The 12,402-nt window shown below is 38.1% G+C and carries 14 protein-coding genes; 8 read left to right on the plus strand and 6 right to left on the minus strand.

Features of this window, described 5'->3' with window-relative positions; translation table 11 throughout:
- Positions 1 to 7: 7 nt before the first annotated feature.
- Genes ABJH90_RS03885 through ABJH90_RS03895 form a run of 3 tightly spaced genes read right to left on the minus strand, consistent with a single transcriptional unit; the run spans position 8 to position 1,698 of the window.
- Positions 8 to 346 (minus strand): DUF1622 domain-containing protein, encoded by a 339-nt coding sequence (locus ABJH90_RS03885; protein WP_348142733.1) that lies wholly within the window; start codon positions 344 to 346, stop codon positions 8 to 10.
- A complete protein-coding gene (locus ABJH90_RS03890; RefSeq protein ID WP_348142736.1) occupies positions 339 to 701 on the minus strand; it encodes a DUF1622 domain-containing protein in 363 nt (120 codons plus the stop codon). The genes ABJH90_RS03885 and ABJH90_RS03890 overlap by 8 nt, the downstream gene beginning before the upstream one ends.
- A 4-nt stretch (positions 702 to 705) precedes the next feature.
- Positions 706 to 1,698 (minus strand): DsbA family protein, encoded by a 993-nt coding sequence (locus ABJH90_RS03895; RefSeq protein WP_348142738.1) that lies wholly within the window; start codon positions 1,696 to 1,698, stop codon positions 706 to 708.
- Between the two features lie 259 nt (positions 1,699 to 1,957).
- Between ABJH90_RS03895 and ABJH90_RS03900 the strand changes: the two genes are divergently transcribed.
- Positions 1,958 to 2,296 (plus strand): hypothetical protein, encoded by a 339-nt coding sequence (locus ABJH90_RS03900; protein ID WP_348142741.1) that lies wholly within the window; start codon positions 1,958 to 1,960, stop codon positions 2,294 to 2,296.
- An 18-nt stretch (positions 2,297 to 2,314) separates the two neighbouring features.
- On the opposite strand, the gene ABJH90_RS03905 is transcribed toward ABJH90_RS03900, so the two are convergent.
- The gene (locus tag ABJH90_RS03905; protein ID WP_348142744.1) at positions 2,315 to 3,268 is read right to left on the minus strand and encodes a phosphoribosylaminoimidazolesuccinocarboxamide synthase; all 954 of its coding nucleotides are present in this window, start codon (positions 3,266 to 3,268) and stop codon (positions 2,315 to 2,317) included.
- A gap of 9 nt (positions 3,269 to 3,277) precedes the next feature.
- Positions 3,278 to 4,231 carry a PhoH family protein gene (locus ABJH90_RS03910; RefSeq protein ID WP_348142747.1) on the minus strand — a complete coding sequence of 318 codons (954 nt, stop codon included), beginning with the start codon at positions 4,229 to 4,231 and terminating at the stop codon, positions 3,278 to 3,280.
- A gap of 129 nt (positions 4,232 to 4,360) precedes the next feature.
- On the opposite strand from ABJH90_RS03910, the gene ABJH90_RS03915 reads away from it, so the two are divergent.
- The 6 genes from ABJH90_RS03915 to ABJH90_RS03940 all read left to right on the plus strand — a co-directional run bounded on the left by ABJH90_RS03915 (position 4,361) and on the right by ABJH90_RS03940 (position 9,951).
- Positions 4,361 to 5,191 carry an SAM-dependent chlorinase/fluorinase gene (locus ABJH90_RS03915; RefSeq protein ID WP_348142749.1) on the plus strand — a complete coding sequence of 277 codons (831 nt, stop codon included), beginning with the start codon at positions 4,361 to 4,363 and terminating at the stop codon, positions 5,189 to 5,191.
- Positions 5,192 to 5,488 (plus strand): antibiotic biosynthesis monooxygenase family protein, encoded by a 297-nt coding sequence (locus ABJH90_RS03920; RefSeq protein ID WP_348142752.1) that lies wholly within the window; start codon positions 5,192 to 5,194, stop codon positions 5,486 to 5,488.
- Between the two features lie 4 nt (positions 5,489 to 5,492).
- Positions 5,493 to 6,224 (plus strand): gliding motility-associated ABC transporter permease subunit GldF, encoded by a 732-nt coding sequence (gldF, locus tag ABJH90_RS03925; RefSeq protein WP_348142755.1) that lies wholly within the window; start codon positions 5,493 to 5,495, stop codon positions 6,222 to 6,224.
- Positions 6,224 to 7,891, plus strand: a complete 1,668-nt coding sequence (gene gldG / locus ABJH90_RS03930; protein ID WP_348142758.1) for a gliding motility-associated ABC transporter substrate-binding protein GldG — start codon at positions 6,224 to 6,226, stop codon at positions 7,889 to 7,891. Before gldF ends, gldG begins: the two co-directional genes overlap by 1 nt.
- A 121-nt stretch (positions 7,892 to 8,012) precedes the next feature.
- Positions 8,013 to 9,131, plus strand: a complete 1,119-nt coding sequence (dnaN, locus tag ABJH90_RS03935) for a DNA polymerase III subunit beta (protein WP_348142761.1) — start codon at positions 8,013 to 8,015, stop codon at positions 9,129 to 9,131.
- Between the two features lie 217 nt (positions 9,132 to 9,348).
- A complete protein-coding gene (locus ABJH90_RS03940; RefSeq protein ID WP_348142764.1) occupies positions 9,349 to 9,951 on the plus strand; it encodes a hypothetical protein in 603 nt (200 codons plus the stop codon).
- 84 nt (positions 9,952 to 10,035) lie between these two features.
- Here ABJH90_RS03940 and ABJH90_RS03945 read toward each other — a convergent pair whose 3' ends face one another.
- Positions 10,036 to 10,398 carry a DUF4870 domain-containing protein gene (locus ABJH90_RS03945; RefSeq protein ID WP_348142766.1) on the minus strand — a complete coding sequence of 121 codons (363 nt, stop codon included), beginning with the start codon at positions 10,396 to 10,398 and terminating at the stop codon, positions 10,036 to 10,038.
- A 212-nt stretch (positions 10,399 to 10,610) separates the two neighbouring features.
- Here ABJH90_RS03945 and mnmE point away from each other — a divergent pair, with 212 nt between their 5' ends.
- Positions 10,611 to 12,026 carry a tRNA uridine-5-carboxymethylaminomethyl(34) synthesis GTPase MnmE gene (mnmE, locus tag ABJH90_RS03950; RefSeq protein WP_348142769.1) on the plus strand — a complete coding sequence of 472 codons (1,416 nt, stop codon included), beginning with the start codon at positions 10,611 to 10,613 and terminating at the stop codon, positions 12,024 to 12,026.
- Positions 12,027 to 12,402: the final 376 nt, after the last annotated feature.

Consider the following 12,402-nt stretch of genomic DNA (forward strand, 5'->3'; position numbering starts at 1 on the left):
TTGTCAGCTATTGCCAGGGCCAACGACCTTTCATTTCAAGTGTCATTGTCCAGCCAAGTATCGTACGAATGGCCACCATAATTACTAAGAAACTCAGGCTTTGAACTGTTTCGTCGACCACTATGGTTTTCAAGATCACTGACGCTACAAGAACTTCCAACCCGATCAAAACAACACGTCCGAGTGCCAGGCGGTAATTCTTAATATCGAAACTTGTTCTGTTAACAATATACTGGCGAATAGATCGAAAGGTGGCGACGATAAATCCGAGTATCAAAAGTCCCGCGCCGGTTATTTCCAGGCCTCTTATGATATAATTCAGTATTTCTATTATTTGGTCAGACATTTGTTTCCTCCTTTTCTGCTTGCCATGGCCATCGACCTTCGACATCCAGTCCGAGGGTCCAGCTCACGAATGTGCGAACAATTACCAGGAATGCCAATCCTGCCAGTGATTTGTAGGTTGGTGCAATGGTGATTGTTTCAATTACGTCAGAAAGCACTAAAATTTCAAGTCCGAGCATCAATGTTTTACCAAGATCGACCTTAAATTGTGTGAAGTTTTTCTCCGACTTCAATTTCCGGAACCCTATGCCATATCGCACTGAAGCCAGGACAAAGCCGAAGACGATTACTGCTACTGCAAACAGACTGATCAATTGACCAGCCTGTTCCAGAACTTTGAGAATTTGTTCTTCCATGGTTTTAGTCTCCTCCAGAGCTAGTTGGCCAACGCAATGGTTGAGATACAAAAGGCGCTCTCGCCATGTGGCGTTTCGTCAGACCGTTCTGACGCAGGCGCCAGAAGAACTGGTCAAATCGATCCTGTCCGAAGAACGCCTCACCGTTGAACGCCATGGTTGGCACGCCGCCCTGTCCGGTCGCATCAAAGTCGCTCTGGCTCTTCTGCCAGACCGCGTCGTACTTGTCGGGGTTCGCCTGGATGTCCTTGATGGTCTTGTCGTAGTTTAAACCGTCGACGCTGTTGAACGCTGCTTCGATGTGAAATGGCCACTCGCCAATCTTCGCTTGGGCCCCCCAGATCAGAGGCGACACCGCGAGACAGTACTCGAGCGTCTTGCCCTGCAGCTCCGCGGCGTTGCCGAGCCGGACCACCCACGTGATATACGGCTGCAGGTCCATTGGGGCGGTAATCTGGGAGCACGACTCCGGCGGATAGGTGTCGGCCAGGATCGGATCCGGTTGGGCCCATCGGAATGGAATACCCTCGTACTGGCCCGTCCGCCGCGCATCGTTGACGGAGTAACTCCAGTAGTACCACCGGCCACCAATCGCCGACTTCTGGCCGGGCTTGGCGGTCCGGGCGGCGATCGGGAAAATCACTCTGATATTGACGTTTACGTTATAGTTTGAGTGGAGATACGCGAGCCGATATAGCGCAAGATAGCTGTAAGGACTTCGCATCGAGTAGAAGACATCGACCTCGAGCGGGTTTTCCTCGCTGACGATCTCTGTGTTCGCTGCCGGGAATGGCTTGTGTGGCTTGTGATAGTCGTCGTTGTGGTGAGTCCAATTCCACTGGTCCTCGGGTATTTTCGCGGCTGTCACGTCCGGAATCGGCGGCATGTCGGGTACCACGTCTCGGGCACCCGGTGCCTCATAGGCGTTGTCCACTTTGTCAAAGTCCGGTCCCTTGTCGCTTGCCGCAGGTGCTCGTAAATCTGGTTCTGTTGCCATAATTTTTGTTTTTAATTACTAAAAAAGTGAATAAATTTATTTGTAGTTTATGTTAATTTCCGTATCAAAATTTAATAAAATATTAATCTCTAATTTAAGCAAAAAATCTACTAAATACAACACCACAAAGTGGTATATTATATTCACTCGTTAATATATTTATTGTTGTGTTTTATTAAGGTATGCAAAGAAATATTGGTTCAGAATTCCCTTTGCTGGAATTTCATTAAACTTATTTTGCCACTTGGATGTTGGTAATATGGTTTCAAATATATCTGAAAGTAATTATGAAGAATCTTTTCATATCATGATTGTTGGCGAAAGCGTAATGCTTGGTTCTATTTTTAAATCCTTCCCTCCCAGCCAGATAAATATTGAAAATTCATTTTATTTAAATTATCTAAATCCCTTTTTTGATATTACGGATGACAAACAATGGTATATGTTCAATCTGGTTCCAATTCGCAAGATGATAGAAAGAGGTAAACTTGAAATCAAAAATCTAAATTTACTCAAGACAATTGAGGGTTATGACGTTTTAATGATTATACCAGAAGTAACACCAGTACAAATATTAACTATTCCCGACAATAAATAAACAGTATTATACCCCTTTTCAGGTACTTTGTAGGTAGTTTAGAATGTTCTTCTCAATCCTTTCCTGAATATTAGTAATTTCAGCGCCTTTAAATGGTTCTCCAGTAATACTTTGGTAAAGTTCAATGTATCTTTCAGAGACTTCATTAATATAGTCATCAGACATTTCGGGGACTGTTTGTCCTTCCAGCCCCTGAAATCCATTGCTAATCAACCATTGGCGAACAAATTCCTTTGATAACTGTTTTTGACCTTCTCCCCTGCTCTGTCTTTCCTCGTAATCCTCCGCATAAAAGTAGCGCGAAGAATCCGGGGTGTGTATTTCATCGATAAGGAGAATTTCGCCTTCTCTATTTTTCCCAAATTCATACTTGGTATCAACCAGGAGCAAACCCCTTTTTTTTGCTATCTCCGTGCCCCTTTTAAATAATGCCCTGGTATAATTTTCGAGTACTATATAATCCTTCTCTGATACAATTCCCCGCTTTATGATATCTTCCCTGGAAATATCTTCATCGTGGTTTCCCTCTTCGGCCTTGGTAGCCGGAGTTATGATAGGTTCTTCAAACTTATCATTTTCAATCATCCCATCGGGCATTGCAACACCGCAGAGTGTTCGTTTCCCTGCTTTGTACTCACGAGCCGCATGGCCCGAAAGATAACCCCGTATTACCATTTCAACCTTAAAAGGTTCGCAGGCCTGCCCAATAGCCACGTTTGGATCCGGAGCGGCTACTAACCAATTTGGAACTATATCTGAAGTAGCGCTCATCATTTTGGTTGCAATCTGGTTCAATATCTGACCTTTATATGGAATTCCCCTGGGCATCACTACATCGAAGGCAGACAAGCGATCTGTAGCTATCATAATAAGCATATCATTCTTTAGATGATATACTTCCCTTACTTTTCCCTTATAGACACTTAGCTGGTCAGGAAAACTAAAATCAGTGGTCATGATTGTCTCAGCCATAACTCGCTTTTAGTTTTGATGCTCAATATTCTTGTAAGCATCTATCACCTTCTTCACAAGATTATGGCGTATTACATCTTTATCATCCAGATATATAATTTGTATCCCCGTAACACTTTTAAGGATTAATAATGCTTCTTTTAAGCCGGAGATGACCCTTCGCGGTAAATCTATTTGTCCGGGGTCGCCGGTAATTAAAAATTTAGCGTTCTTTCCCATACGGGTAAGGAACATTTTCATCTGAGCATGTGTTGTATTCTGTGCCTCGTCAAGGATTACAAATGCATGATCCAAAGTTCGCCCCCGCATAAAGGCTAAAGGGGCAATTTGAATGGTTCCGTTTTCAATATAATGAATAAGTTTTTCACCCGGTATCATATCCCGCAACGCGTCGTAAAGCGGCTGCATATACGGATCCAGTTTTTCCTTCAGGTCACCGGGTAAAAATCCGAGATTTTCACCAGCCTCTACCGCAGGCCGGGTTAAGATAATCCTTTTAACCTCTTTATTTTTTAATGCCCTTACAGCCAATGCAACTCCGGTATAAGTTTTACCTGTACCGGCAGGCCCTATGGCAAATACCAGGTCATTTTTTTCCGTGGAATCTACTAATTTACGCTGATTAACGGTTAGCGCTTTTATATATCTGCCATTAACACCATGTACAATTACATCTCCACTACTTTCTGAAGATTCATATTCTCCCTTATCATTACTTGTAAGCACTCTCTCAATTACATTTTCATCTAGTGTATTGTATTTGGTAAAATGTGCCGTAAGCATATGAAACCGCTTATCAAACTCATCCAGCATGGGCTCGTCGCCAAAAACTTTTATTTTACTACCTCTGGCTACTATTTTTAATTTGGGAAAATGTTTTTTTAATAGATTAATGTTTTCGTTTTGATGTCCGAAGAATTCCCTTGGACTAATTGCGGTAAGTTCTAAATTTAGTTCGTTCAAAGAATAGATTTATTTAATTGATATGTACCGTGAGATAAATTTCTGTAGGCTGTTTTTTTCATGTAATTTTGTCAAACAAACTTAAGTAAAAATCGGTTTGATTATTTAAAAAAATATCAACAGTGCTGCATGGCAATCATCACTTTAACTACAGATTTTGGATATAAAGACCATTTTGTAGGGGCCCTTAAGGGGACTATTTATAAAGAGCTTTCGGATGCTAAAATTGTTGATATCACGCACACAGTAAGTCCTTTTAACATTCAGGAATGCGCTTATATTCTTAAAAATTCTTATAAAGCTTTTCCGGAAGGAACCATTCATATTGTTGGAGTGGATTCTGAACCTACTATTGAAAATCAGCACATTGCCGTTTTGGTTGATAACCATTATTTCATAAGTGCCAATAATGGGGTAATAAGTCTGATTACATCGGAGATTGAACCTGAAAAAGTTGTTGAAATAAATATTCCAAACCCGGTGAATGGATCCTTTCCGGTACTTGATATATTTGTTAAAGTTGCCTGCCATATTGTACGCGGAGGAAAGTTGGAGGTTGTTGGTAAATCATTTGAAGATCTAAAAGAACTTAAAGAATTCGCTCCAAGATTAACAAACGAGGGCAAAACAATAGTTGGGAGTGTTATTTATATAGACAACTATGGAAATGTGATAACCAATATTCAGAAAAGCCTGTTTGAAGCTTACAGAAACGGGAGGAAATTTGAAATTAATGCGAGGAATAGAAAAATAAATCAAATCCAAAACAGGTATAGCGACATAATAAATTTCGACCTTGGAAAGAACCAGAGAAAGGGTCCGGGAGATTTGTTGGCCCTTTTCAATTCGGCCAACTACTTGGAACTGGCTATCTATAAGAGTGATCTGAACACTGTTGGGGGCGCTTCTACCCTATTGGGTTTGGATTATAGAGATACTATTATAATAAACTTTTTATAAATGTTGATACGCATCGTTAAGTTGACATTAAGGAAAGAAAATATTGCTAGTTTTGAGCAAATTTTTGAAGAAACCAAAGACTTTATCCGAAATTTTGAAGGCTGTCTCTCTCTGGAACTTTACCAGGACCGAGAACACCCTAATATCTTCTTCACCTACAGCCACTGGGAAAAAGAAGATTACCTGGATGCATACAGAAAATCTGATTTCTTTAGAAATGTTTGGGGGAAAACGAAGTTACTATTTGATGATAAACCAGAAGCGTGGAGTGTAAACAGAATTAAATCAGTAAAATAAACCTATGCTTGCCATTTTTAAAAGAGAAGTATTTTCATTCTTCACAACACCGGTTGGTTATCTGATTATTGGCTTTTTCCTGGTGCTCAACGGACTGTTTTTATGGGTGTTTAAAGGTGACTTTAACATATTTGAGTACGGTTTTGCAGATTTGAGTAAATTTTTTCTTTTAACTCCCTGGGTGTTTTTGTTCCTAATTCCTGCCGTAACAATGAAGAGCTTTTCCGAGGAAAAGAAAGCTGGTACATTAGAATTACTTTTTATAAAACCATTGAGTCTAGTACAAACCGTATACGGTAAATTTTTTGGCGCTTTATTCCTTGTAGTAATTGCACTGATTCCAACCTTCCTTTATACTATTTGTATTTCACAATTGGGTATTACACAAGGTAATTTGGATTGGGGACTTGTTTATGGGTCTTATTTTGGACTGTTTTTCTTAGCCATGAGTTACACAGCTATTGGAGTTTTTACATCCACTTTATCCGAAAATCAAATTGTAGCTTTTATCCTCGCTCTGGTTGGTTGCTTTATGTTCTATTATGGATTTGAAGCAATTTCAACACTTTTCACTGATGGTGACATGGCGCAGTTTGTAATTTCATTGGGTATGAAATCTCATTTCGAAGGAATTTCAAGAGGGGTTTTGGACAGCAGGGATTTAATTTATTTCTTCAGTCTGTCTGTACTTTTTCTATTTTTTGCAATTGTCCAATTAAAAAATCATTCCAGGTAATGAAGCGAAAAAAGTTACTTACTAATGGTCTTGCTTTGCTTGTATTTATATTGGTTAATGTAGGTGCGAGTTTAATTTATACAAGAATAGATCTTACAGAAGATAAAAGATATACCCTGTCTGAACAGGCAACAGAAGTGGTATCAGGTTTCAATTCCCCTGTTGTTATTGATGTACTCCTGGAAGGGGATTTACCTGCCGAATTTGCAAAATTAAAAACAGAGACCAAACAGATATTAGAGGAATTTGCCTCAAAGAACAACAATGTCAAATATAATTTTGTAGATCCGCTGGCAGATAATACCCGGGCCGAAGCCACACTTTCGGAATTGCAAAGTCTGGGATTAACTCCGGCGAATATAACAGTTGAAGAAAATGGAAGAGTATCACAGGAAATTCTTTTTCCCTGGGCCATGGTCAATTACAATAATAAAACCATTAAAGTAGCTCTTTTGAAAAACAAATTGGGAGCTTCTTCAGAACAGCGGGTGAATAATTCTGTGCAAAATTTAGAATATGCTTTCGCAGATGCTTTTACTAAACTGGCGATTAAAACAAAAAAAAGAGTCGCGGTAATAAAAGGCAATGGAGAATTACAAGATATTTATTTGGCTGATTTTCTTACTACAATAAGAGATTATTACAATATAGGGGCTATTACCCTGGATTCGGTTGAAAAAAATGCGCAAAAAGTATTGAATCAATTAAAGGAATACGATCTGGCTCTAATTGCTAAGCCTACGGAGGCATTTACAGATAAAGAAAAATATGTCTTAGACCAGTTTATTGTAAATGGCGGTAAATCTATTTGGTTAATAGACCAGGTAGCCATAGAACTAGACAGTCTCTTTAATTCCAAAGGCAGTTCTATGGCTTTTCCAAGAGACCTAAACCTGAACGATTTTTTCTTTAAATATGGCTTCAGGATAAATCCGGTACTTATTAATGATTTATATTTCACACAAATAGTACTGGCAACAGGTGAAGGAAATAATTCTCAATATAATCCGGTACCCTGGTTTTACAATCCCATGGTTATCTCACCCAATAACCACCCTGTTAATAATAATCTGGAGGCACTTCGCTTTCAATTTGCAAATAGTATTGATACTATTACCAATTCTTATCGCAAAACAGTACTGTATTCGAGTTCACCGCTTTCAAGGCCCGAAGGCACACCAAAAATGATAAGTCTGGACATTATTAATACCCCTCCAAATAAAGAAATTTACAATGATGGGAATAAGCCTTTGGTACTACTTATTGAAGGTGCATTTAACTCTGCATTTACTAATAGAATTGTTCCCGTAAAATTAGAAGGCACTAAACTCAAAGGGAATGAAAATAAGATGCTCGTAGTTGCAGATGGAGATGTAATAAAAAACCAAATCAGGAACAACAGACCACTTGAGCTGGGGTATGACAAATGGACCAATAATTTTTATGGAAACAAGGAATTTTTGGTGAATAGCATCAATTATCTACTTGATGATACCGGACTTATAAACATTAGAAATAAGAAAGTAAAAATCGCATTATTAGATCCGGAAAATATTTTTGAACAAAAAACAAAGTGGCAATTGATTAACGTTGGTATTCCCGTAATACTTGTGATCTTTTTCGGTTTGGTTTTTAACACTTTCAGAAAGAGAAAATATACCGCCTAAGTGTTAATAAGTTTGTTTTATTCAATAGGACATTTAGGATATATTTGTTTAACTGGATTCCATGCAATAATATCACAAATTGTTGAAGAACGGAATCAATCAAAAAAAGCATAAATAACGAATGAAATTTATAGTATCCAGTACGTATTTATTAAAACAACTTCAGGTTTTGGGTGGGGTTATTAATAACAGTAATACTTTACCAATTCTTGATAATTTCCTATTTGTACTAAGTAAGAACAAACTCACAGTGTCTGCTTCCGATCTGGAGACCACAATGAGTTCTGTTCTTGAAGTTGATTCTGATTCAGAGGGCACAATAGCTGTGCCAGCGAGACTTTTACTAGATACTTTAAAAACTTTTCCGGAACAGCCGCTTACGTTTGTAGTCGAAGACAACAATACGGTGGAGATCAGTTCTAATCATGGTAAATATGCACTGGCTTATGCGGATGGAGCAGAATTCCCTAAGGCCGTTGAACTTGCAAATCCCAGTTCTACCGACATCATGGGAGATATTCTTGCCAATGCTATAAATAAAACGATTTTTGCTGCGGGTAACGATGATTTAAGACCGGTAATGAGTGGAGTGTTTTTTCAGTTCTCATCCGAACATTTAATTTTTGTGGCTACAGATGCCCATAAATTGGTAAAATACCAGCGTAACGATGTTAAAGCTTCTGAAGTAGCTGAATTTATAATGCCTAAAAAGCCATTAAATCTTTTAAAGGGTATTCTCACGGGAAGCGAAGAAACGGTAAAAATTGAATACAACGATAGTAATGCAAAATTTAGCTTTGATAATACCGAACTAATTTGCCGGTTGATAGATGGTAAATATCCAAATTATGAGGCGGTAATTCCAAAAGAGAATCCAAATAAATTAACCATCTCCAGAAATCAACTCCTTAGTTCAGTAAGGAGGGTCTCTATTTTCTCTAACAAAACTACTCATCAAATAAGGCTGAAAATTGCCGGGGCCGAATTAAATATTTCTGCTGAAGATATTGATTACAGTAATAAAGCGGAAGAAAGGCTAACCTGCTCCTATCAGGGAGACGACATGCAAATTGGGTTTAATTCCCGTTTTTTAGTTGAGATGCTCGGAAATCTGACCTCAGAAGAAATATGTTTGGAAATGAGTCTTCCCAACAGAGCGGGTATACTAACACCAATAGATGGCCTTGACGAGGGCGAAATGGTAACTATGCTTGTAATGCCGGTGATGCTTAATAATTAAGCTATTATAGCAATCAGGAACAAGCTAAGCCTGGTTTCACTTAAATAAGGTAAAAATCTTCACTCCTAAATTCTGGCAGCCTATTTCTAAACGGAAATACGTTGTTTTATCCGTTTTAACAAGTTTTTTGGCTGTTTGACGGATGTCCCCAATCCCATTGCTTTTACGAGCGTTTCTTGATATGAATATTACAATTTAACCCAAATCTACCTACATTATGAAAAAAGATCTCTACTACCTTTTCAGTTTTTTCCTTTTGTTCTCCTGTCAGATTGATGATTTAGATCAAAACAACGAAACCTTAAATGCGGTTTATTCGAAATCTAAAAAGAAAGAGTTTCAATATATTTGTCATAAACTCCAAATTGGAAACGACTGGAACTTCATAACCTTATATCTGCCACCAGAGGCCATTCAGGCTCATTTAGACCATGGAGATTCATTAGGGGAATGTCCAAGCGATTCCAATGAAGATGGGTCCGACCAGGCTGCAAGTTGTGACTGCAGTGGGAATGTTACCCGACTGGATTTACGTTATAATGGTGCTGAAGACGCCATAATTAGTATTACCGGTACAAAAGGTAAAAAACAAATTTATAGAGCAAAACTTAGCCCCGGAGAATTATTTAATCTTAATGGTTTTGATAGTAACAACACACTGGGTGGAGAAATCCATATTTCCGTTGAAGGTGTACATAATACTACCATTGATACCAGTTGTACAGAACCCAACATTCTTGGCTATACCTATGGCGATTTTACCATTGAAGGAGGTTCCAGCCTTAATGGTGGAGAATTTTGCCGCGGGGAAGTAATGTAATAATGGATTTGTTTCCGGAAATCGGTATATAATAAAAAAACCCAATCTACTCGGATTGGGTTTTTTGTTTTTTAATTTATGTATTTACGCTAAAAAGTTTATGGTCATAAAATAACTTGGTGACTCTCCATTACTGGCCCTAACGGCATTTACTATTGGTAATACAAAACCTAGAATGGCTGTCCCTATCAATGTAAGTATACCAAGTCCAAATAATAGAATTGCAGGTAAGCTTAATACTATGTAAAGTATCAGACTGAGCTGAAGATTAAGAATCGCTTTTCCATGTTCATCCATACTTTCAACAGAATTCTTTGAAGTCAGCCATAAAATTAAGGGTGTAATTAAACCCCCAAATCCAATTACATAATTTAATAATTGTGTCAAGTGTGCTATAACAAGCAGTTGCCTGTCGGCACGCATTGTTCTTTGATTGATAACTTCCATTTTCTGATTGATTTTGATGATGTTATATATAAGACGTAATTTTTTACAAAATGTTACACATTATTTTAGGGATATTTGGAACTTTAGAAAGGTAATCTTTTGATAACTCCATTTTATAATAAATAATTCATTAGGTTTTCTAGCATCATGCCCGTATAAATCTATTATATAGTGATAGCCGGCTTTTACCTATTTTTGAAAAAATTATCTCTATGATTCCAAAGGATACTATAATTGCGTTGGCCACACCATCTGGTGCAGGTGCTATTGCAGTTATTCGCTTATCCGGCAGAGAAGCCATTTCTTTGGTTTCAAAATTATTCAGGTCTGTTAGCAATAAAGATTTAAAAAAAGTAAATACGCATACCATCCATTTAGGTTATATAATGGCTGGAGATACTACTATAGATAAGGTCCTGGTATCCGTTTTTAAAGGACCAAACAGTTATACAGGAGAGAATGTAGTTGAAATTTCATGTCATGGATCCTTATACATCCAACAACAAATTATTCAGGTTTTCATCAGGCAAGGTTGTCGCATGGCAAATGCGGGTGAATTTACTTTGCGGGCATTTTTGAACGGTAAAATGGATCTGAGTCAGGCCGAAGCAGTTGCTGATCTCATATCCAGCGAAAATGAGGCATCTCACAAAATTGCTATGCAACAGATGCGGGGCGGTTTTAGCAATGAAATCAAACTCCTGAGGGAAGAACTTTTAAACTTTGCCTCCTTGATTGAATTGGAGTTGGACTTTTCTGAAGAGGATGTTGAATTTGCGGACAGAGAAGAATTTGAGGGTTTACTAAGCAGAATTGAAAGCGTTCTAAAGGGACTGGTAGATTCCTTTGCCATGGGAAATGTTATAAAAAGTGGAATTCCCATTGCCATTGTCGGGGAACCCAATGTTGGCAAATCTACGCTCCTTAACGCACTGTTAAAAGAGGAACGTGCCATTGTATCCGAAATTGCCGGAACAACCAGAGATAGTATAGAGGATGAAATTACAATTGGAGGTATTGGATTTCGATTTATAGATACTGCCGGGATCCGCGAAACTTCCGACAAAGTAGAACGAATAGGTATTGAAAGGACCTATGAGAAAATGGAAAAAGCGGAAGTGGTATTATTTCTGATATCAGCTATGGATGTATTGGATCATGAAGCGAGCTTTTATAATGAATTAAAAAAGATTAGAACTAAATATCCCTCAAAACCTTTAATCGCCCTGATTAATAAAACGGACCTTCTTCCTACTGATAAATTATTGAATTTAAAGAACAAATTGAATGAATTGTTAAGCGATAAGGACAAAATGGAATACCAACTACTCTCTGCCAAAACCGGTCTTGGAATAGAAGAGCTCAAATCGAAGCTCTTGAATGATGTAAATGCAGGAGTTTTAAGAAATAATGAGACTATTGTGACTAACAGCAGACATTATGATGCACTTCTAAAAGCCCTTGAAGAAATTAAAAAAGTACAACATGGGTTGCAAGAGGGTTTATCTGGTGATCTTCTGGCCATTGATATCCGGCAGGCGCTCTATCATTTTGGGGAGATTACTGGTGAGATCACCAACGATGACCTTTTAGGGAATATTTTTGCAAATTTCTGTATCGGAAAGTAACCTCTCAAAACAACATAATGTAGAAACTTTAAAAATTGGCCAGAGTATTAGGCAAAAACGTGAAAACATCCTCAACAGGCCTGAAATATATGACCGGTATGAAAAAGAACAACTGCGTTTGGAGGAGTTAGATAAATCATGTTTTTCTTTAATTGTTTACAACGTACGGATATACGAACTGGTAAGTATATTTCTATTTTGTCAAGACCGCTAATCCAATGGATTTTTAATGTTTATAAAAGTATTTGTTGACACACGGGTGTATATTTCAGTTATTCTGTTAGAACTATGCTCAAATAGAAGTTGTACTTCCATTAAATTCTCCCCTTTGCCCAACTCATCTCCTTATAAACAACCTAAACGTTTTACGTAAAAT

Origin of the sequence: Eudoraea sp. (assembly GCF_039969275.1) — a bacterium.
Lineage (GTDB): Bacteria > Bacteroidota > Bacteroidia > Flavobacteriales > Flavobacteriaceae > Eudoraea.